The following is a 20,885-nucleotide window of genomic DNA, read 5'->3' as shown; positions in this document are numbered from 1 at the left end:
GCAGGCCCGCGCGGTGGCGAGCTGGAGCGGCTGGTACTCGGCGCGGGACATCGCGGCGGGGTGGGACACCCACCGGCAGTCGAGCGCGGTGATGATGCCGCCCAGACCGGAGCGGGCCTGCGCGGCGGCGAACCGCTGCTCGGGCCCCGACATGCCCGGCGGGAAGGCGAAGGCGTTCGGGGCGCGGTAGTACACGGCGGTGATGTCGGCGAGGTCGACGGCTCGCAGCGCGGTGGCGAGGCCGTCGGACCAGCCCCGCCGGGCGTCGATGCGCCCGGCGAGGGTGAGGTCCTGGGGGAACTCGCCGGTGTCCATGCGGAACACCTCCGCGCCGCCGTCGGTGAGCGCCTTGACGACCCGGTCGGTCGGCCAGTCGTCGCGGGCTGCGATCACGAGAACGGCGGGCACCGGCATCAGTCCTTCGTGCCCTCGTCGAGCGGCGGCGGGTTCTGCACGTTGCCGTCCGGGACGGTCGGCTTGTGGGTCTGCCTGTACGGCAGCGGCCCGCCGTACAGGCCGACGGACACCTGCCGCCGCTCGTCGTGGACGGCGAGCGGCGGGACGACCGCCTGGGAGGCGTCGGGGATGCGGGCGAAACGCAGAATCCACGGACGGGTGCCGGCGCCCGTCGGCGGCTCCGTGCTGTGCGGGATGCGCCCTCCTTCGGGCGCGAGCGGGAAGGCTTCCCGCACGTCCGCAACGGCCATGCTGTTCTCCTTCAAAGGCTGGTGATGTGGCTGGCGCGACCCGCCCCGCAGACGCCATGCGGAACACCGGCGGGGCGGGCGGCCCCGCCCCCGCCGGGTCTTCCGGAACACCGGCTGGGCGGAGGCTCTGAGGCGCGGCCCTGACCCGAAGCGGCCGCCCTGGGGTGCGTCGGTGCGGTGTCCTCGCGAGCACCAGGGCGAGGACCGGGCCGGTCACGGCCACCACGTACGCGGCCGGGCCGAGGACCGGCTCTCACATCCGCCCGCCGCCCAGGGTCGTGTAGTGGTCGCACAGGGCGTTGACGCAGCGGGCGAGCTTCTGCGCCACGGCCACGCGGGCGGGCGGCGTGCGGCCGTCCCCGAGCCGCAGCTTGCCGCGCGCGTCACCGACGCAGGCCAGGGCGCAGTGCCGCTGCACGCTGTCCGTCGGAGTCCGCTCCGCGGCCTGCTGGACTTCGGGGATGAGCAACCGCACGTGCCCGCGCAGCGCCGGCACGAGCGTGTCCAGATCGTCAGCGGACAGATCGTCAGCGGAGAGCCCGGCGGCGAAGACGCGGCGCGCGGTGGCCCGCATCGTGTCGATGTCCGGCGGAGCCTGCCTCGGCTCTGCCGCGGTGGGCGGTTGGGCTGTAGCGTTCATGATGTTGACGCTCCTCAGCAGCGTTGGCCGGCCCCGGAGTCGTTCGCGCGGCTGCCGGGGCGCACCCTGCGACGGGCGGGGCGACTGTGGAGCATCGCTCGTGGTGTCGTGAGCCTCTCTCATCACGCTGCCCCTCATCGTCACTGACTGGGTGTGAGACCAGCGTGACTCTTCGAAAGGGGCTCAACTTTCACAGTTTCGTGAGAGTGGTGAGAGTCCTACAGGCCGATCCAGGCGGCCATGTGGTTGAGGGTGTCCGGGGTGCGTCGGGACAGGTGCACCAGGCCTGTGATGGTCTCCCGGGCCGCCGGATGGTAGCGCGTCTGTTCGGGGGCCACCCTGCGGGCTTCGACGAGGGACTTCAGCGCGTCCTCGGTGTTCCCGGTTTCCATCTCGGTGCGAGCCCGGTCGATCAGGAAATGCGCGCGGCGGGACGTGGCCAGGCGCGACGGGAGCGCCTTGCTGATCTTCCGCGCTTTCTTCAGCGCGTCGTCGTACTGGCGCATCTCGACGGCCGCGGACATCTCGTGCAGGTCCACGTTGGTCGGGCCGAAGGACAGCCAGTGCACGTCGGAGGCGTCCCCGATCCGCTTCGCGATCCGGCGCGCCTCACCGATGTGGACTTTCACCGCAGCCGCGTCCTCGGCCCGCGCCGAGATGACCGACGCCCCGAGGTGCAGCTGCCCGGTGACCGCCAGCGCCTCCCGGGTCTTGTCGGCCTGCGCGACAACGCTGTGTCCGGAGGCGACCAGCCGCTGCCCGATCCGGTATTCGCCCTCGCGGAAGTACATCAGGGCGCGCATGTACTGCCGTACGGCGGCCAGGCAGGCGTTTGAGGCGCGCTGCGCCGCCCAGTCCATCCGGTCCAGGGCGACGGCGGACAGGTCGTAGTAGCCCAGCTTCACGCTGATGTCGTGCGCGGTGCGGTAGGCGGAGGCGAGCGCCTGCCACAGCTCGGTCGACGGCGTCGACCAGGCGGTGTGCGTGAGCTCGGCGATGAGGCCGGGCAGGTCCCGCGCGGCCTTGCGCAGATGGGTGGCCCGGACCTCTTCACACAGTGTGCCGGCGCCGGCGATGAGCTGCTCGGCGGGCCGTACGGTCAGGTCTGGGTTCGGGCCGAGGTCGTACAGGTCGAGGGATTCCCGGATCGGCCGCACGAGCTCGGCGAGCCGGTCGCGCTGCAGCTCGGTCACGTACGGCTGTCCGGTCAGCACGGTCACGTCGACGTTGAGGGCCTTGGCGCAGGCGGCCACGAAGTCGGCTGTGGCCGGGCGGGCACCGCATTCGACCTGGGTGAGCAGGCTGTACGAGTAGGGCAGCCGGTCGGCCAGTTGGCGCTGGGTGAGTCTGGCGAGTTTGCGCTGTTCCGCGATGCGCGCGCCCGTGTGGTCTTCCTCCAGTGCGGGCATGCTGGTCTCCGTTCTGAGCAGCCACTTGGAACAGTACCCGCGGCCGGCCGCGTGGTGCGGCGTTCCGTCCCCGACTCCTCTGTGAGCGGGGGCGGTTGTGTGTGGTCGGATGGACGGCATGACGACTTCCGGAGTGCTCTACCTGTTCGGCTCGGCGGCCCCGCCCGTCTTCGACATCGCACGGGTGGTCCAGGACGCGCGGGCCCGCGGCTTCGACGTGTGCCTGGGCCTCACTCCGACCGCGGCGCGCTGGCTCGCTCCGCAGTTGGCGGAGCTGGAACGGCTGACCGGGCATCCGGTGCGCAGCGAGTACAAGATGCCCGGCGAGCCGGACGTGTGGCCGAAGGCGGACGTGATCGCGGTGGCGCCGGCCACCTTCAACACCATCAACGCCTGGGCGCTCGGCATCACCCGGGACTTCGTGGTGGGCGTCATCGCGGAAGGCATCGGCAAGAGCATCCCGATGGTGGCCATGCCGTGCGTGAACGCGGCCTATGTGCGACACCGCCAGTTCGAGCGGAGCGTCGCCGAACTCCGGCTCATGGGCGTGCGGGTGCTGTATGGCGAGGGCGGCTTCGTGCCGAACCAGCCGGGCCGGGGCAAGCCGAAGGAATACCCGTGGCACCTGATCCTCGATGCGGCGCAGGAAGCGGCCGGAGCGAAATGAGCCCTTGCTGCGTTCAACGGCAGGGCGGCGACACCGCTTCACCTGAGGGCGCAGGGGATCAGGCCCCGGGAGATACCGGCCCTCTTGGAGGGCACCAGCGAGGCGGTGGGGAGATCGCCCTGCTCGCACCGACGCGGCGGTGACCCAACCCCTTGGGCATGCGAAAAGCCCCCCCCGCCCGAAGGCGCCGAAGTCGTCCGGCGCCACCTCCGTCGCCAGCCGGCGCCACCTCCGTCACGCCGCTGACCCTGCACCTGCGGCCGGGCGCCCGCGAGTGGTTCATGGCCTGGCTGGAGCGGCGCCACCCGCACCTGGTGCGCCGCTATGAGCGGCTGTACGCGGACGGCGCCTACGCGCCCACGTGGTACCAGCGCCGGATCACGCGTCAGGTGCACGAGCCGGCCGAGGAGTACGGCATCGGGCCCACGCGCGCGGAGCTGCCGCGGCGCGTCCGCCGCCCCGGCCCGATACCTCCCGAACGCCCCGGCCCGCCCCCTCCCGAACAGCCCGGAGCGACCCAACTTTCCCTAATTTGAGCCATTTGACGCGTTCGAGGGCATACCGAGACCCAATTGGGTCAAGTATTGTCAGATCACGTTCTCGGCAGCCCGGTTTCCGGGACGATGCGGCGAGGGCCGTGATCCTCACGGTCCGCAGACCCCTCCGTCCCGGGAGGCCCTATGAGAAAACGCGCAGCGGTGCTGTGCGGTACCGCCGTCGTCGTGGCCGGATGCGTCACGGCCGTGCCCGCCCAGGCGCGCACGCAGACCGCGGGCGCCGCGCAGGCCGCCGTCACCTGGAAGAAGTGCGCCACCTCCGACTACCCGACGCTGCAGTGCGCGTCGGTGAAGGTGCCGCTGGACTACCGCGACCCGCGCGGGAAGCAGATCACGCTGGCCCTGTCCCGCGTCCCGCACACCGCCAGGACCTCGCAGGGTCCGCTGCTGGTCAACCCCGGCGGCCCCGGCGGCAGCGGACTGACCCTCGCCGGTTTCGTCGCCTCCTCGCTGCCCAAGTCGGTCGCGGCGCAGTACGACGTCATCGGCTTCGACCCGCGCGGGGTGGGCGACAGCAAGCCCGCCCTCGACTGCAAGCCGGGCCACTTCAACCCCGTGCGCCCGGACAGCGTGCCGGCCACCCCGGCCGTGGAGAAGGCCAACCTGGAGCGCGTCCGTTCCTTCGCCCGGGCCTGCGGCACGAAGTACGCGAGTCTGCTGCCGCACATCAACACCCTCAACGCCGTGCGGGACATGGACTCCATCCGCCGGGCACTGGGCGCCGGGAAGATCAATTACTTCGGCTACTCCTACGGCACCTATCTCGGCGCGGTGTACGCCAAGCTCTACCCGGAGCGGGTGCGCCGCCTGGTGCTGGACTCCGTCGTCGACCCCACCGGTGTCTGGTACGGCGACAACCTCCGGCAGGACTACGCCTTCAACGACCGCCACCGCGCCCTGATGGCGTGGATCGCCAAGTACGACTCGACCTACCACCTGGGCACCGACCCGGCGCGGGTCGAGGCCAAGTGGTACGCGATGCGCGCCGCCCTGGCCAGGAAGCCGGCGGGCGGCAAGGTCGGGGCCGCGGAGCTGGAGGACACCTTCATCCCCGGCGGGTACTACAACGGCTACTGGCCCTACCTGGCGGAGGCGTTCGCGGCCTACGTGAACGACAAGAAAGCCGACCCGCTGGTGGAGGCGTACGAGAACTTCGCCGCCGTCGACGCCTCCGGCGACAACGGCTACAGCGTCTACACGGCGGTGCAGTGCCGGGACGCCGCCTGGCCGCGCGACTGGGACCGGTGGCGCCGGGACAACTGGGCGGTGTACTCCAAGGCGCCGTTCATGGCGTGGAACAACGCCTGGTACAACGCGCCGTGCGCGTTCTGGCCGACCGGCTCGCTGCGGCCGGTGAACGTCGCCAACGCCAAGCTGCCGCCGGTCCTGCTGTTCCAGGCCACCGACGACGCGGCCACGCCGTACGAGGGCGGGGTCACCGTGCACCGCCTGCTGGCCCGCTCCAGTCTGGTGGTCGAGCAGGGCGGCGGCAACCACGGCATCACGCTGAGCGGCAACACCTGCCTCGACACCCACCTCGCCAAGTACCTGGCCGACGGCACCGTGCCGCGCGGCCGCGGCGAGGTCGACGCGGTGTGCCGCAAGCTGCCCGACCCGAAGCCGCTGAGCAGCGCCAAGGCGGCCCACCCGGCCCACGGCTCGACCCTGCACGGCCTGCTCGGCTTCCGCGGCTGAGCCGTACCCGGCGGCAGGGCGGCCGCCCGTCGGGGGCGCTGTCGGGGGCGTTGTCGGTGCCGTGGCCCATGAGGGGCCGCATGAGCGCGCCGATCCGGATCACCGCCCCCGACGGGGTCGCCCCCGCCGCCCCGTACACGCACGTCGTGACGGGCACCGGCCGCCTGGTCGTCGTCTCCGGCCGGCTCCCCCTCGACGAGGCGGGCGAGTTGGTCGGCGCGGGCGACCCGGCGGCCCAGGCCCGCCAGGTCTTCGAGAACCTGCGCCGCTGCCTCGCGGCGGCCGGCGCCGGCTTCGACGACGTCGTCGAACTCACCTGCTTCGTCACCTGCTTCGTCACCTGCTTCGTCACGGACATGGCCCACCTGCCCGCCCTGCGCGAGGCCCGCGCCGCCCACCTGCCCGACGACCGCCTCCCGGCCTCCTCCGCGCCGCAGGTGGCGGCCCCGGTCCGCCCCGAGTTCCTCATGGAGGCCGAGGCGCCGGCCCTGGTCGGGACGTGAGCGCCGTACCGGTGCGGGAGATGACGCACGCCGACTGCGACCGAGTGGCCGAGATCCGGGTGCGCGGCCGGCAGACCGCCTACCGGGGCCTGATGCCGCAGGCGTACCTGGACGGCCTCGACGTGGCCGAGGACGCCGCCCGGCACCGGGCGCGCCTGGCCGGGGGCGGCGGCCGGGTGGTGAACCTGGTCGCCGAGCAGGAGGGCGAGGTCACCGGCTGGGCCGCGTTCGGCCCGTACCGGGACGGTGACGCGCACACCGCGGACGCCGAGCTGTACGCCCTCTACGTCCACCCCGGGCACCAGGGCCGCGGCGCGGGACGCGCGCTGCTCGCCGAGACGGTGCGCCGCTGCTCGGCCGCCGGCCGTCCCCGCGTGTTCCTGTGGGTGCTGAGGGACAACGCCCGCGCCCGTCGCTTCTCCGAACGGGCGGGCTTTTGGCCCGACGGCGCGGAGGAGGCCTTCGAGGCCGGCGGTGTCGCCGTACCGGAGGTGCGCTCCGTGACGGTGCCGCACGCGCGGCCCGTCACCGCACCCGGCGCCTGACCCCGCGCCCCCACCCCCACCCCCGTCGCCACCGGGCGCCCGCCCCTCACCCCGCCTGCGGGAGCCGTTTCAGCGCGTGGGCGGCGGCCTGGGCCAGGGGCGGGTGGGCGAGCGCCTCCGTCAGCACCGGCCGGGCCCGGGCGTCGCCCAGCGCGCCGAGGCCCTCGATGCAGGCGAGGGCGACGCGGCGGTGGGGGTCGTGGGGGCGCAGGCGGCGCCGAAGCGTGGTGATCAGGGCCGGCACGGACTCCGGTGCGCGCAGTTCCACGAGCAGGCGGACGGGGTGCAGGGCGTAGGCGACGCGCAGTTCGTTGGTGGCGAGGGCCGCCGCCGCGCGGGCGGTGCGCGGGTCGCGCAGGCGGGCCAGGGCGTACGCGGCGGAGGCGCAGCGCGGCGGGTCGCGGTGGTTGAGGAAGAGCACGAGGGACTCGAAGGCGCGCCGGTCCCCGGCCAGTCCGAGCCGGAACGCGGCCAGTTCCCGCGCCCACAGCGGCTGTCCGGGCGCCGTGAGCACGCCGGCCAGCTCGTCGAGGTCCCCGGTGGCCGCCAGGCGCTCGCAGGCCGCCGAACCGCCCGACTCCCGCCGTAAGCGCTCCGTGAGCGAGCGCAACTCTTCGTCCATGTCTCGAGCGTAGGGGCGGGGCGGGCGGGGCGGGAGCCAGATCACAAACTCAGGGGGTGGCGCGCTCGTTACCAGCCGGTTAAGCTCAGACGAGCGAGTTACCCCCTCGCACTTCTGCTCGCTGCGGTCTGGTGACGCGGCCGCCGCGACGCTGTTCGGTTCGGTACCTGGTACCGCTGTACGACCCGGCTCCGGGACAGGGCCGGTCGGTTTCCCGCCGTCGGAACGGGCGTGTGCGCGCCCCCGCTTCGGCCCCGCCGAGTGCGGACCCCGACGGCACCGGGCGTGTGCGCTCGTAGCCCGGCCCACCCACACCCGCACTCCTCGCCGCTCCCGGGGTGCGCTCCGGCGCACCCCGGCGGCCCTTTCGTCGTCACCCTCATCCCTGCCTGGAGTCCCGCGATGGCCACTCCCCAGTCCGACACTTCCCTGTCCCCCGCCGCATCGCCCCTGCGGACCGTCGCCGTCGTCGGCCTCGGCACCATGGGTACCGGCATCGCCGAGGTCCTGGCCCGGGCCGGCCGCGACGTGATCGGCATCGACGTCAGCGAGACCGCCGCCGCCCGCTGCGTCGCCGCCCTGGAGGCCTCCACCGCCCGCGCCGTCGAGCGCGGCCGCCTCACCGAGGAGGAGCGTGCGCGCACCCTCGCCCGCGTGACCACCTCCACCGACCTCGCGGCCGCGGCCGGCGCCGACCTGGTCGTCGAGGTCGTGCCGGAGTCGTACGAGCTCAAGCAGCAGATCTTCCGCGAACTGGACGGCATCGTGCGGCCGGAGACCATCCTGGCCACCGGCACCAACGCGCTCTCGGTCACGCGCCTGGCCGCCGACTCCGCCCGCCCGGAACGGGTGCTGGGCCTGCACTTCTTCAACCCGGCGCCGGCCATGAGGCTGGTGGAGATCGCCTCCTCGGTGCTGACCGCGCCGCAGGCCGTGGCCGCGGTCACCGACCTCGTCCTCGACCTCGGCAAGGAGCCCGTCTCCATCGGCGACCGGCCCGGTTTCATCGCCGACGGGCTGCTGTTCGGCTACCTCAACCAGGCCGCGGCGATGTACGAGTCGCGCTACGCCTCCCGCGAGGACATCGACGCGGCGATGCGGCTGGGCTGCGGGCTGCCGATGGGCCCGCTGGCACTGCTGGACCTGATCGGCATCGACACCGCGCGCACGGTCCTGGAGGCCATGTACGCCGCCTCGCACGACCGCCTGCACGCCCCCGCGCCCATCCTGAAGCAGCTCAGCGAGGCCGGCCTGACGGGACGCAAGGCGGGCCGCGGCTTCTACACCTACGAGGCGCCCGGCAGCGGCACGGTGGTGCCGGACGACCTCACCCCGCGCGAGGACGGCCCGCGCACCCCCGGCCGCCCGGTCCGCTCCGTCGGCGTCGCCGGCTCCGGCACCATGGCCTCCGGCATCGCCGAGGTCTTCGCCAAGGCCGGCTACGAGGTGGTGCTGGCCGCGCGCAGCGAGGAGAAGGCGCGGGCCGCCAAGGCCCGGATCGGCAAGTCCCTCTCCCGCAGCGTCGACAAGGGCCGGCTGACCGCCGAGGCGGCCGCGCAGGCCCTGGACCGCATCACCCCGACCGGCACCTGTGACGACTTCGCCGACGTCGACCTGGCGGTGGAGGCGGTGGCCGAGGACCTGGAGGTCAAGCGGCAGCTGTTCGCCACGCTGGACAAGGTCTGCAAGCCCGGCGCGGTGCTCGCCACCACCACCTCCTCGCTGCCCGTCGTCGCCTGCGCCCGCGCCACCTCCCGCCCGCGGGACGTGATCGGCATGCACTTCTTCAACCCGGCGCCGGCCATGAAGCTCGTCGAGGTCGTGCGCACCGTGCTCACCGCCGACGACGTGCACGCCACGGTCCGCGAGGTGTGCGGGAAGATCCGCAAGCACGCCGTGGACTGCGGCGACCGGGCCGGGTTCATCGTCAACGCGCTGCTGTTCCCGTACCTCAACAACGCGGTCAAGATGGTCCAGGAGCACTACGCCTCCCTCGACGACATCGACACCGCGATGAAGCTGGGCGGCGGCTACCCGATGGGCCCGTTCGAGCTGCTGGACGTGGTCGGCCTGGACGTGTCGCTGGCCATCGAGAAGGTCCTGCACGAGGAGTTCCGCGACCCGGGCCTGGCCCCGGCCCCGCTCCTGGAGCACCTGGTGGCCGCGGGCTGCCTCGGCCGCAAGACCGGCCGCGGCTTCCGCGAATATGCCAAGCGCTGACCGGCCCGGCGAGCGGACGCGGAGCGCCGCGCACTGGGGCGGGCTGCTGGACCCGGCCGCCGGCACCCCGCCCGCCCCGGGGCTTGCCCCGCCCGGCGCGGGCGGGGCAAGCCCCGGGTCCGCGCATCACGCTGCGCGGATGCAGTACGTTCGGGGCATGTCCCAGCCCGCCAAGTCCTCACGTACACCCGCCGCGCCCGACACGCCGGAGAGCGCCGCAGGCAGCCGTGCCGCCGCCCAGCGGCTGAAGATGCGCCGCGAACTGGCGGCCGCGGCCATGGAGCTGTTCGCCACCAAGGGGTACGAGGCGACCACGGTCGACGAGATCGCCGCGGCGGCGGGAGTGGCCCGCCGCACCTTCTTCCGCCACTTCCGCTCCAAGGAGGAGGCGATCTTCCCCGACCACGACGACACCCTGGTGCGCGCCGAGGCGGTGCTGAAGGCGGCCCCGCCGCACGAGCACCCGCTCGACACCGTCTGCCGCGGCATCAAGGAGGTCATGAAGATGTACGCGGCGCGGCCGGACATCTCGGTCGCCCGCTACAAGCTGACCCGCGAGGTGCCCACGCTGCGCGAGGCGGAGATCGCCTCCGTGGCGCGCTACGAGCGCCTCTTCACCCGCTACCTGCTCGGCCACTTCGACGAGCACGCGCACGCCGACGACGCCAACGACGACCCGCTGCTCGCCGAGGTCGCCGCCTCCGCCGTCGTCACCGCCCACAACCACGTGCTGCGCCGCTGGCTGCGGGCCGGCGGCCAGGGCGACGTGGAGGCCCAGCTCGACCACGCCTTCGCGATCGTGCGGCGGACCTTCGGCGCGGGCATCGGCATCGGGCGACAGGCCCCGCAGGAGCCGGGGGCGGAGCCGGCCGCGGTCACCGGGCAGGGCGAGGTCCTGGTGGCCGTGGCCCGCACGGACGCCCCGCTGGACGAGGTGATGCGGACCATCGAGCAGGCGCTGAAGGACCGCTCGTAGCCGCAGCGGGACAGACACCGGCGAAGAGCCGAGAGCGACACAGGGCCGGAAGCGCGCAGGGCCGGAAGCGACACTGAGTGCCGCTTCCGGCCCTGCGCTTTGTGGGCTTCCTCCCTCTACTCGAAAGTAGATTTGATCGATCATCGCTCATTTGTTAAGTAAAGATTTCATCTGAGAGCAATTTCTGGCACGCAGTGCCTTGTCAGTTGACACACCGTGCCATACCTTGAGGCTGTCCGGGCTGTCCCCGCGGACCTCACGGCCCGCGTGTCCGGACGCCTGCGTCACAGGCAACCCTCGCGCCACAAAGCGCCGCCACAGCACCACCGCCGAACCGACGGCACACCCTCACCCAGCAGCAACCCTCAGCACTCGACGCACCCCTCGGCGTCCCTCCCGGGGGGCGCCCACCGCCGGAGGCACACGTGACCGTGAAGGACATCCTGGACGCGATCCAGTCGCCCGACTCCACCTCGGCCGACTTCGCCGCTCTGCCGCTCCCCGAGTCGTACCGCGCGATCACCGTCCACAAGGACGAGGTCGAGATGTTCGCGGGGATGCCCACCCGTGAGAAGGACCCGCGCAAGTCGATCCACCTGGACGAGGTCCCGGTGCCCGAACTCGGCCCGGGCGAGGCTCTGGTGGCCGTCATGGCCTCCTCGGTCAACTACAACTCGGTGTGGACCTCGATCTTCGAGCCGGTGCCGACCTTCGCCTTCCTGGAGCGCTACGGCAAGCTGTCGCCGCTGACCAAGCGGCACGACCTGCCGTACCACATCATCGGCTCCGACCTCGCGGGCGTCGTGCTGCGCACCGGCCCGGGCGTGAATGCCTGGAAGCCCGGCGACGAGGTCGTGGCGCACTGCCTCTCCGTCGAGCTGGAGTCGCCGGACGGCCACGACGACACCATGCTCGACCCCGAGCAGCGCATCTGGGGCTTCGAGACCAACTTCGGCGGCCTGGCGGAGATCGCCCTGGTCAAGAGCAACCAGCTGATGCCCAAGCCCAAGCACCTCACCTGGGAGGAGGCCGCGGCCCCCGGCCTGGTCAACTCCACCGCCTACCGCCAGCTGGTCTCCCGCAACGGCGCCCAGATGAAGCAGGGCGACAACGTCCTGATCTGGGGCGCCTCCGGCGGCCTGGGCTCCTACGCCACCCAGTTCGCCCTGGCCGGCGGCGCCACCCCGATCTGCGTGGTCTCCTCCCCGCAGAAGGCGGAGATCTGCCGGAAGATGGGCGCCGAGCTGATCATCGACCGCACCGCCGAGGACTACAAGTTCTGGAAGGACGAGAACACCCAGGACCCGAAGGAGTGGAAGCGGTTCGGCAAGCGCATCCGCGAGCTGACCGGCGGCGAGGACGTCGACATCGTCTTCGAGCACCCCGGCCGGGAGACCTTCGGCGCCTCCGTCTACGTCACCCGCAAGGGCGGCACGATCGTCACCTGCGCGTCGACGTCGGGCTACCTGCACCAGTACGACAACCGCTACCTGTGGATGTCCCTGAAGCGCATCATCGGCTCGCACTTCGCCAACTACCGCGAGGCCTACGAGGCCAACCGCCTCATCGCCAAGGGCAAGATCCACCCGACGCTGTCGAAGGTGTACCCGCTGGAGGAGACCGGCCAGGCCGCCTACGACGTGCACCGCAACCTGCACCAGGGCAAGGTCGGCGTGCTGTGCCTGGCCCCCACCGAGGGCCTGGGCGTGCGCGACGAGGAGATGCGCGCCAAGCACATCGACGCCATCAACCGCTTCCGGAACGTCTGAGGCATCCGCCATGACCGAACGGAAGAAGGACCGCCCGTGGCTCATGCGGACGTACGCCGGCCACTCCACGGCCGAGGCGTCCAACGAGCTGTACCGGCGCAACCTCGCCAAGGGCCAGACCGGCCTGTCGGTCGCCTTCGACCTGCCCACGCAGACCGGCTACGACCCCGACCACGTCCTCGCCCGCGGCGAGGTCGGCCGGGTCGGGGTCCCCGTCGCCCACCTCGGTGACATGCGCCGCCTGTTCCAGGACATCCCCCTGGAGCAGATGAACACCTCCATGACCATCAACGCCACCGCCATGTGGCTGCTGGCGCTGTACCAGGTGGTCGCCGAGGAGCAGGGCGCCGACATCAGCAAGCTCCAGGGGACCACCCAGAACGACATCGTCAAGGAGTACCTGTCGCGGGGCACCCACGTGTTCCCGCCCGGCCCCAGCCTGCGGCTGACCACCGACCTGATCGCGTACACGGTCACCCACATGCCGAAGTGGAACCCGATCAACATCTGCAGCTACCACCTGCAGGAGGCGGGCGCCACCCCGGTCCAGGAGATCGCGTACGCGATGTCGACGGCGATCGCCGTGCTGGACGCGGTGCGCGACTCCGGCCAGGTGCCGCAGGAGCGCATGGGCGACGTCGTGGGCCGCATCTCCTTCTTCGTCAACGCGGGCGTCCGCTTCGTCGAGGAGATGTGCAAGATGCGCGCCTTCGGCCGCATCTGGGACCGCATCACGCGGGAGCGGTACGGCATCCAGGACCCCAAGCACCGCCGCTTCCGCTACGGCGTCCAGGTGAACTCGCTCGGCCTGACCGAGGCGCAGCCGGAGAACAACGTCCAGCGGATCGTCCTGGAGATGCTGGCCGTGACCCTGTCGAAGAACGCCCGCGCGCGGGCCGTGCAGCTGCCCGCCTGGAACGAGGCCCTGGGCCTGCCCCGCCCCTGGGACCAGCAGTGGTCGCTGCGCATCCAGCAGGTGCTGGCCTACGAGAGCGACCTTTTGGAGTACGACGACATCTTCGACGGCTCGAAGGTGATCGAGGCGAAGGTGGACGAGCTGGTCGAGGCGGCCTTCGCCGAGATCGGGCACATCCAGGAGATGGGCGGCGCGCTGGCCGCCGTCGAGTCCGGCTACCTCAAGTCGCAGCTCGTCGCCTCGCACGCCGAGCGCCGGGCCCGGATCGAGTCCGGCGAGGAGAAGATCGTCGGCGTCAACATCTTCGAGACCACCGAGCCCAACCCGCTCACCGCCGACCTGGACACCGCCATCCAGACGGTGGACCCGGCGGTCGAGGCCCGCGTGGTGGAGTCGCTGCGGCACTGGCGGGACACCCGCTACCAGCCGCCGTTCAACCACCCGCGGCCCTGCAAGGCGCTGGAGCGCCTCAAGGAGGCCGCGAAGGGCACCGAGAACCTCATGGAGGCCACCCTGGAGTGCGCCCGCGCCGGCGTCACCACCGGCGAGTGGGCCGGGGCGCTGCGCGAGGTGTTCGGCGAGTACCGGGCCCCCACCGGCGTCTCCTCCGCGCCCGTCGCGGTCACCGCGCAGGAGGGCACCAGGCTCGCCGAGGTGCGCCGCCGGGTGGAGCGGACCGCCCGCGACCTCGGGGTGGGCAAGCTGCGTTTCCTGGTCGGCAAGCCCGGCCTGGACGGGCACTCCAACGGCGCCGAGCAGATCGCCGTGCGCGCCCGCGACGCCGGCTTCGAGGTGGTCTACCAGGGCATCCGGCTCACCCCGGAGCAGATCGTGGACGCCGCCCTCGCCGAGGACGTGCACGCGGTCGGCCTGTCGATCCTCTCCGGCTCGCACGCCCAGCTGGTGCCGGACGTGCTGCAGCGGCTGCGTGTGGCCGGTGCCACAGATATACCGGTGATCGCAGGTGGCATCATCCCCAGCGGTGACGCCGAACAGCTGCGAGCCGCCGGAGTGGCCGCGGTCTTCACCCCGAAGGACTTCGACATCACCGGAATCATCGGCCGCATCGTCGACGAGATCCGGAAAGCGAACAAGCTCGACCCTCTGGAGGTCCCCGCATGACTGCCCGCCCGTCGCCCACCACCGCCCTTCCAACGGGCGGCTCCGCCGCGCACCCCTTCAACCGCCTTCGCCCGCGGCGCTCCTGTCTCGCCGTACCGGGAAGCAACCCGCGCTTCCTGGAGAAGGCCCAGGGCCTCCCCGCCGACCAGGTCTTCCTCGACCTGGAGGACGCGTGCGCGCCGCTGGCCAAGCCCGAGGCGCGGCACACGATCGTGAAGTTCCTGAACGAGGGCGACTGGAGCGGCAAGACCAGGGTCGTGCGGGTGAACGACTGGACGACGGAGTGGACGTACCGCGACGTCGTGACGGTGGTCGAGGGCGCGGGCCCGAACCTGGACTGCATCATGCTGCCGAAGGTGCAGAACGCCGAGCAGGTCGTCGCCCTGGACCTGCTGCTGACCCAGATCGAGAAGACGATGGGCTTCGAGGTCGGCCGCATCGGCATCGAGGCGCAGATCGAGAACGCGCAGGGCCTGAACAACGTCAACGCGATCGCGCAGGCCTCCCCCCGCCTGGAGACGATCATCTTCGGCCCGGCCGACTTCATGGCGTCGATCAACATGAAGTCGCTGGTGGTCGGCGAGCAGCCGCCCGGCTACCCGGCGGACGCCTACCACTACATCCTGATGAAGATCCTCATGGCCGCCCGCGCCCACAACCTCCAGGCGATCGACGGCCCCTACCTGCAGATCCGCAACGTCGACGGCTTCCGCGAGGTCGCCCGGCGCGCCGCCGCGCTCGGCTTCGACGGCAAGTGGGTGCTGCACCCCGGCCAGGTCGACGCCGCCAACGAGGTCTTCTCCCCCTCGCAGGAGGACTACGACCACGCCGAGCTGATCCTGGACGCGTACGAGTACTACACGTCCGAGGCGGGCGGCAAGAAGGGCTCCGCGATGCTCGGCGACGAGATGATCGACGAGGCCAGCCGCAAGATGGCGCTGGTCATCGCGGGCAAGGGCCGCGCCGCCGGCATGCAGCGCACCAGCAAGTTCGAGATCCCGGAGGCGTGAGCGCATGCAGTTCGGACGGACCTACGAGGAGTTCGAGGTCGGCGCGACGTACAAGCACTGGCCGGGCAAGACGGTCACGGAGTACGACGACCACCTGTTCTGCCTCCTGACCATGAACCACCACCCGCTCCACATGGACGCCCACTACGCCGAGAAGACGACGGACTTCGGCCGGAACGTGGTGGTGGGCAACTACGTCTACTCGCTCCTGCTCGGCATGTCCGTGCCGGACATCTCCGGCAAGGCCATCGCCAACCTGGAGATCGAGTCGCTCAAGCACGTGGCGCCGACCTTCCACGGCGACACGATCTACGGCGAGACGACCGTGCTGGACAAGTGGCCGTCGAAGTCGAAGAACGACCGCGGCATCGTCCACGTCGAGACCAGGGGCTACAAGCAGGACGGCACCCTGGTGTGCGTCTTCCGCCGCAAGGTGATGGTGCCCACCGAGACGTACATCAAGGAGCGCGGCGGCGAGCAGCCGGGCCGCCCGGAACCGAAGCAGCAGGAGAAGTAGGCCATGGCCCGTCTCGCCCAGACCGCCGGTCTGACCGACGTGCAGCAGGAGATCGTCTCCACCGTCCGGGACTTCGTCGACAAGGAGATCATCCCGGTCGCCACCGAGCTGGAGCACCGCGACGAGTACCCGCAGCAGATCGTCGACGGCCTGAAGGAGCTCGGCCTGTTCGGCCTGATGATCCCCGAGGAGTACGGGGGTCTGGGCGAGTCCCTCCTGACGTACGCGCTGTGCGTGGAGGAGATCGCCCGCGGCTGGATGTCGGTGTCCGGCATCATCAACACCCACTTCATTGTGGCGTACATGCTCAAGCAGCACGGCACGCAGGAGCAGAAGGACTACTTCCTGCCGAAGATGGCGGCCGGCGAGATCCGCGGCGCCTTCTCCATGTCGGAGCCGGGCCTGGGCTCCGACGTGTCGGCGATCACCTCCAAGGCGGTGAAGGACGGCGACGAGTACGTCCTGACCGGCCAGAAGATGTGGCTGACCAACGGCGGCACGTCCTCGCTCGTCGCCGTCCTGGTCCGCAGTGACGAAGGTCACCCCGAGGGCACGCCGCCGCACAAGTCCATGACCACCTTCCTGGTGGAGAAGGAGCCCGGCTTCGGCGAGGTCCGCCCCGGTCTCACCATCCCCGGCAAGATCGAGAAGATGGGCTACAAGGGGGTCGACACCACCGAGCTCATCATGGACGGCCTGCGGATTCCCGCCGACCGGGTGCTCGGCGGGGTCACCGGGCGCGGCTTCTACCAGATGATGGACGGTGTCGAGGTGGGCCGCGTCAACGTCGCGGCGCGTGGCTGCGGCGTCGCGCAGCGCGCCTTCGAGCTCGCCGTCGCCTACGCCCAGCAGCGGCACACCTTCGGCAAGCCCATCGCCCAGCACCAGGCGATCCAGTTCAAGCTGGCGGAGATGGCCACGAAGGTCGAGGCCGCGCATGCGATGATGGTCAACGCGGCCCGCAAGAAGGACTCCGGTCAGCGCAACGACCTCGAGGCCGGCATGGCGAAGTACCTCGCCTCCGAGTACTGCAAGGAGGTCGTGGAGGACGCCTTCCGGATCCACGGCGGCTACGGCTTCTCCAAGGAGTACGAGATCGAGCGCCTCTACCGGGAGGCGCCGATGCTGCTGATCGGTGAAGGGACCGCCGAGATCCAGAAAATGATCATTGGGCGGCGGCTGCTCGAGGAGTACCGCTTCCAGGGCTGAATGACCTGCTACGGGGTGTTTTCTTCGAGAAGAAGATCACACCCCGTGGGCACGCTTCGGCCGCCGACTCGTCTTCCCGGCTTACCCAGTTGCGGCCGTTAGCCGCTACGATCGCGGAAAGCCGCCGTCCCCCGTCAGAAGCGCGGCATCATCCGCTACGAAGGTCATCCATGCCCCACAGCCAAACCTCTGCACCACGCGACAGCCGAGTCGGCGTACGCCTCGCGCGCGGAGCATCGCCGTGGCTTCTGCCGACCGTCGCCACCGCAGCCGTCAGCCTGGCCCGCGCCCGCCGCTCCGGCGCCGCCAAGGCCGTCGCCGTTCCCGCCACCGCGCTCGCGGCGGGGATGCTGTGGTTCTTCCGCGACCCCGAGCGCGAGATCGGCCAGGGCCGGGTCCTCTCCCCCGCCGACGGTGTGGTGCAGAGCATCATGCCCTGGAAGGACGGCCGCACCCGCGTCGCCATCTTCATGAGCCCGCTCAACGTCCACGTCAACCGCGCCCCGCTGGCCGGCACGGTGACGTCCGTCGAGCACGTGCCCGGCGGTTTCGTTCCCGCCTTCAACAAGGAGAGCGAGAACAACGAGCGGGTGATCTGGCACTTCGACACCGAGCTCGGCGACATCGAGATGATCCAGATCGCCGGCGCGGTGGCCCGCCGCATCGTCCCGTACCTGCCCGAGGGCACCAAGGTCGAGCAGGGCGAGCGGATCGGCCTGATCCGCTTCGGTTCGCGCGTCGACCTCTACCTGCCCGAGGGCGTCGAGGTCGCGGTGGAGGTCGGCCAGAAGACCGTGGCTGGGGTGACTCGCATTGACCGTGATTGACCCGCAGACGCAGACCGGCTGGGTGCCGGAGGCCGCCGAGGACGACGACGAGGAGGAGATGCCCCTCTCGCTGAGGCTGTCGATAGCCGACACCCTCACCCTCGGCAACGCCACGTGCGGCTTCATGGCGGTGTACTTCACCACCACCGGCATCCTGATCCCGCACCTGACCGGCAACGACGAGTCCACGGGCATGGCCCGGCACAGCGCGGCCACGGCCGTGATCCTGATGCTGTGCGCGGCCGTGTTCGACCTGTTCGACGGCCTGGTGGCGCGCAAGCTGCGCTCCTCCCCCATGGGCGCCGAGCTGGACAACCTGTCCGACCTGATCAGCTTCGGCCTGGCCCCGGCGTACTTCGTCCTCGTCTACGGCATGGTCGCGGACGACGCCCACCAGCGGGTGGCGGCGCTGGGCGCGGTGGTGGTGCTGCTGGCGGTGGTGCTCAGACTGGCGCGGTTCTCCTGCGTGACGATGAAGGACGGCATGTTCCAGGGCATGCCAAGCCCCTTCGGCGCGCTGACGGTCGTCTCGATCGTCCTGCTGGAGCTGCCGTTCTTCGCCACGCTGCTGGCGATCCTCGGCACCGCCTGGCTGATGGTGAGCCGGGTGGAGTACCCCAAGCCGCGCGGCCGCCTGGCGGTGGCGATGCTGTCGTGGATCGTGCTGTCGATGGGTCTGCTGGCGGCGTGGGCCTTCGACGCCCCCAGCGGCCAGCTGCTGCTGCAGACCGGCTGCGCGCTGCAGCTGGTGCTCGGCGCGGTGATCCCGGTGTTCGCCACGGCCCGCCGGGTGAACAACTTCCGCGACAACCGGCGCGAGGCGCGGGCGGCGCAGCTGCCGTAGCGCTGGCGCGCAGGAGCGTACGAGGGGCCCCGGACCGCACGGTCCGGGGCCCCTCGCGCATGCCGTGCGGGATCTACTGCTCCCACCGTTCCCGCCGCACCGGCCGCTCCGGCGCGGGCCCGGCCTCCGAGTCGGCCGCCGCGCCGCCGCGCGGCCCGTCGCCGAGCGGTGCTCCGCCACCCGGCCCTTCGCCGTCCGGGGAGGCGGCGAGGCTGCCGAGGATCCTCAGCAGCTCCGCGCTGCGGCTGCCGGGCTCGGCGTGGAAGACCACCAGGGTCAGCCCGTCGGTGCCGTCGACGGTCAGCTTGTCCGAGCGCAGTTCCAGCGCGCCCACCCGCGGATGGTTCAGCCGCCTGACCAGCCCCCTGCGGGGGAGCACGTCGTGGCGGGCCCACAGGCTGCGGAAGCGGTCGCTGCGGACGGAGAGCTCACCGACCAGCTCCCGCAGCCGCGGATGGTCCACGTCCGGTCCGACGCGGGCCCGCAGGGTGGCCACCGCCTCCCGCGTGGTCTCCTCCCAGTCGTCCCTCAGGTCCCGCTCGGCGGGGTCGAGGAAGACCGCCCTGAGCAGGTTGACGCCCGGGGCGTAGTTCGGGGACAGGGCGGCGGCCAGGCGGTTCACGGCGAGCACGTCGGTGAACCTGTTCTGCACGTAGGCGGGGTGGTCCGGCCAGCCGTCGATGAGCTGCAGGATGCTGACGGGCACCGTCTCCCGCCCCGCCGCGCCGCGGACGCGGCCCGTGGCGCGCGACCGCTCCGACGGCCGGCGTGCGCCGGACGCCCGCGCCAGGCCGATCAGGTGCGCGGTGGCGTCGGCGTCCAGCCGCAGCACCCGGGCGACGGCCTCCAGCACCTGCGGCGACGGATTGCGGTCCCGGCCCTGCTCCAGGCGCAGGTAGTAGTCGGAGCTGATGCCGGCGAGCATCGCGACCTCCTCGCGCCGCAGCCCCGGCACCCGGCGCAGACCGCCGCCGCGCAGCCCGACGTCCTCCGGGCGGACCAGCGCCCGGCGGGCGCGCAGGAACTCGCCGAGCGCGTTCGTGGTGTCCATGCCCTCACCGTACGGCCGTGCCCGCCGGACGTTCCTGTCCCTGTCACTCCCAGGAACGGCGGGGCGCTGCCGCGGCCCGCGGACCGGACGCAGGGTGGGGGCAGCACGTCCCACGGCATACTCGCGAAAGGCACGACGACATGCCCGCATCCCTCGGCGGAACCCTCACCCCGGCCGACGGCCTGACCCTCACCCGCGTCGGCTACGGCGCCATGCAGCTCGCCGGGCCGAACGTCTTCGGCCCGCCCCGGGACCGTGACGCGGCGATCGCGGTCCTGCGCGCGGCGGTGGACGCCGGCATCACCCACATCGACACGGCGGACTTCTACGGTCCCGCGGTCGTCAACGAACTGATCAGGGAGGCGCTGCACCCCTACCCGGAGGACCTGCGCATCGTCACGAAGGTCGGCGCCCGCCGCGGCGAGGACGGCAGCTGGCGGCAGATCCTGGACCCGGCCGATCTCAGGGCCCAGGTCCACGACAACCTCCGGCACCTCGGTCTGGACGCCCTGGACGTGGTGAACCTGCGTCTCGGCTCCCACGACACACCGCACGAGGAGCCCGTGGCCGAGCAGTTCGGCGCCCTGGCCGAGCTGCGGCAGCAGGGGCTGATCCGCCACCTCGGCCTGAGCGCCGCGTCCGCCAGACAGCTCACCGAGGCGCAGGCCATCGCCCCGGTCGTGACGGTCCAGAACCTCTACAACCTCGCCAACCGCCAGGACGACACCCTGGTCGACCGCTGCGCCGCGGAGGGCATCGCCTTCGTGCCGTACTTCCCCCTGGGCGGCTTCACCCCCCTGCAGTCCGAGACGCTGACCAGGGTGGCCGCCCGCCTGGGCGCCTCCCCGCAGCAGGTGGCCCTGGCCTGGCTGCTCCACCGCTCCCCGGCCATCGCCCTGATCCCCGGCACCTCGTCGGTGGCCCACCTCCACGAGAACATCGCGGCGGCCGACCTGGCCCTCCCGGCGGACGCCCTGGAGGAACTGGACGGCATCGGCCGCGCCTGAGCGAGACACCCGGACCGGGACGGACACCGGCCCGGACGGCTGCGGTCCGGGCGGCCGCCGGTCCGGGCGGAC

19 protein-coding genes and 2 pseudogenes are annotated in these 20,885 nt (G+C 71.8%); 15 read left to right on the top strand and 6 right to left on the bottom strand.

What is annotated here, in order from left to right:
• Positions 1 to 69 precede the first annotated feature (69 nt).
• The 4 genes and pseudogenes from IE225_RS33930 to IE225_RS00090 form a co-directional block, all read right to left on the bottom strand.
• Positions 70 to 414, bottom strand: a pseudogene (locus IE225_RS33930) (MvdC/MvdD family ATP grasp protein); the annotation flags it as partial.
• On the bottom strand, positions 414 to 707 hold the full coding sequence (locus IE225_RS00100) for a hypothetical protein (RefSeq protein WP_190055168.1): 294 nt from the start codon (positions 705 to 707) through the stop codon (positions 414 to 416). The pseudogene IE225_RS33930 and the gene IE225_RS00100, both read right to left, overlap by 1 nt.
• 253 nt (positions 708 to 960) lie before the next feature.
• Positions 961 to 1,347, bottom strand: coding sequence for a DUF6415 family natural product biosynthesis protein (locus tag IE225_RS00095; RefSeq protein WP_229879084.1), 387 nt, complete (start codon positions 1,345 to 1,347; stop codon positions 961 to 963).
• Positions 1,348 to 1,565: 218 nt separating this feature from the next.
• The gene (locus IE225_RS00090) at positions 1,566 to 2,756 is read right to left on the bottom strand and encodes a helix-turn-helix domain-containing protein (protein WP_190055167.1); all 1,191 of its coding nucleotides are present in this window, start codon (positions 2,754 to 2,756) and stop codon (positions 1,566 to 1,568) included.
• A 118-nt stretch (positions 2,757 to 2,874) separates the two neighbouring features.
• On the opposite strand from IE225_RS00090, the gene IE225_RS00085 reads away from it, so the two are divergent.
• The 5 genes and pseudogenes from IE225_RS00085 to IE225_RS00065 all read left to right on the top strand — a co-directional run bounded on the left by IE225_RS00085 (position 2,875) and on the right by IE225_RS00065 (position 6,723).
• Positions 2,875 to 3,423: a flavoprotein gene (locus tag IE225_RS00085; protein WP_190055657.1), complete on the top strand. Its 549-nt coding sequence runs from the start codon at positions 2,875 to 2,877 to the stop codon at positions 3,421 to 3,423.
• A gap of 218 nt (positions 3,424 to 3,641) precedes the next feature.
• A pseudogene (locus IE225_RS00080) lies at positions 3,642 to 3,959 on the top strand (Rv2578c family radical SAM protein); the annotation flags it as partial.
• A gap of 144 nt (positions 3,960 to 4,103) precedes the next feature.
• Positions 4,104 to 5,675 carry an alpha/beta hydrolase gene (locus IE225_RS00075; protein ID WP_190055166.1) on the top strand — a complete coding sequence of 524 codons (1,572 nt, stop codon included), beginning with the start codon at positions 4,104 to 4,106 and terminating at the stop codon, positions 5,673 to 5,675.
• A gap of 80 nt (positions 5,676 to 5,755) precedes the next feature.
• On the top strand, positions 5,756 to 6,178 hold the full coding sequence (locus IE225_RS00070) for a RidA family protein (protein ID WP_190055165.1): 423 nt from the start codon (positions 5,756 to 5,758) through the stop codon (positions 6,176 to 6,178).
• A 20-nt stretch (positions 6,179 to 6,198) separates the two neighbouring features.
• On the top strand, positions 6,199 to 6,723 hold the full coding sequence (locus IE225_RS00065; RefSeq protein ID WP_190055656.1) for a GNAT family N-acetyltransferase: 525 nt from the start codon (positions 6,199 to 6,201) through the stop codon (positions 6,721 to 6,723).
• Between the two features lie 46 nt (positions 6,724 to 6,769).
• Here the strand turns inward: IE225_RS00065 and IE225_RS00060 are convergent, their stop codons facing one another.
• Entirely contained in the window at positions 6,770 to 7,345 is a 576-nt protein-coding gene (locus IE225_RS00060; protein WP_190055164.1) for an adenylosuccinate lyase, read from the bottom strand.
• A 402-nt stretch (positions 7,346 to 7,747) separates the two neighbouring features.
• Here IE225_RS00060 and IE225_RS00055 point away from each other — a divergent pair, with 402 nt between their 5' ends.
• The 9 genes from IE225_RS00055 to pssA all read left to right on the top strand — a co-directional run bounded on the left by IE225_RS00055 (position 7,748) and on the right by pssA (position 18,755).
• Positions 7,748 to 9,565 (top strand): 3-hydroxyacyl-CoA dehydrogenase family protein, encoded by a 1,818-nt coding sequence (locus IE225_RS00055; protein WP_190055163.1) that lies wholly within the window; start codon positions 7,748 to 7,750, stop codon positions 9,563 to 9,565.
• 139 nt (positions 9,566 to 9,704) lie between these two features.
• Positions 9,705 to 10,541: a TetR family transcriptional regulator gene (locus tag IE225_RS00050; protein WP_190055162.1), complete on the top strand. Its 837-nt coding sequence runs from the start codon at positions 9,705 to 9,707 to the stop codon at positions 10,539 to 10,541.
• A 431-nt stretch (positions 10,542 to 10,972) separates the two neighbouring features.
• On the top strand, positions 10,973 to 12,310 hold the full coding sequence (gene ccrA, locus IE225_RS00045; protein WP_190055655.1) for a crotonyl-CoA carboxylase/reductase: 1,338 nt from the start codon (positions 10,973 to 10,975) through the stop codon (positions 12,308 to 12,310).
• Between the two features lie 10 nt (positions 12,311 to 12,320).
• Complete coding sequence (locus tag IE225_RS00040) at positions 12,321 to 14,348, top strand: ethylmalonyl-CoA mutase (protein WP_190055161.1); 2,028 nt, start codon at positions 12,321 to 12,323, stop codon at positions 14,346 to 14,348.
• Entirely contained in the window at positions 14,345 to 15,358 is a 1,014-nt protein-coding gene (locus IE225_RS00035; protein WP_190055160.1) for an HpcH/HpaI aldolase/citrate lyase family protein, read from the top strand. The genes IE225_RS00040 and IE225_RS00035 overlap by 4 nt, the downstream gene beginning before the upstream one ends.
• Before the next feature lie 4 nt (positions 15,359 to 15,362).
• Complete coding sequence (locus IE225_RS00030; RefSeq protein WP_190055159.1) at positions 15,363 to 15,875, top strand: MaoC family dehydratase; 513 nt, start codon at positions 15,363 to 15,365, stop codon at positions 15,873 to 15,875.
• A gap of 3 nt (positions 15,876 to 15,878) precedes the next feature.
• Complete coding sequence (locus IE225_RS00025; protein WP_190055158.1) at positions 15,879 to 17,084, top strand: acyl-CoA dehydrogenase family protein; 1,206 nt, start codon at positions 15,879 to 15,881, stop codon at positions 17,082 to 17,084.
• A gap of 170 nt (positions 17,085 to 17,254) precedes the next feature.
• The gene (locus tag IE225_RS00020) at positions 17,255 to 17,911 is read left to right on the top strand and encodes a phosphatidylserine decarboxylase (RefSeq protein ID WP_190055157.1); all 657 of its coding nucleotides are present in this window, start codon (positions 17,255 to 17,257) and stop codon (positions 17,909 to 17,911) included.
• Positions 17,912 to 17,933: 22 nt separating this feature from the next.
• Positions 17,934 to 18,755 (top strand): CDP-diacylglycerol--serine O-phosphatidyltransferase, encoded by an 822-nt coding sequence (pssA, locus tag IE225_RS00015; protein ID WP_190055654.1) that lies wholly within the window; start codon positions 17,934 to 17,936, stop codon positions 18,753 to 18,755.
• Positions 18,756 to 18,828: 73 nt separating this feature from the next.
• Here the strand turns inward: pssA and IE225_RS00010 are convergent, their stop codons facing one another.
• Entirely contained in the window at positions 18,829 to 19,806 is a 978-nt protein-coding gene (locus tag IE225_RS00010; RefSeq protein WP_190055156.1) for a helix-turn-helix domain-containing protein, read from the bottom strand.
• Between the two features lie 140 nt (positions 19,807 to 19,946).
• On the opposite strand from IE225_RS00010, the gene IE225_RS00005 reads away from it, so the two are divergent.
• The gene (locus IE225_RS00005) at positions 19,947 to 20,813 is read left to right on the top strand and encodes an oxidoreductase (protein ID WP_190055155.1); all 867 of its coding nucleotides are present in this window, start codon (positions 19,947 to 19,949) and stop codon (positions 20,811 to 20,813) included.
• Positions 20,814 to 20,885 lie beyond the last annotated feature (72 nt).

It is taken from the genome of Streptomyces echinoruber, assembly GCF_014651135.1.
GTDB classification, from domain to species: domain Bacteria; phylum Actinomycetota; class Actinomycetes; order Streptomycetales; family Streptomycetaceae; genus Streptomyces; species Streptomyces echinoruber.
Note: the sequence above shows the minus strand (reverse complement) of the source record. Positions and strands in the feature narration are given on the sequence as shown.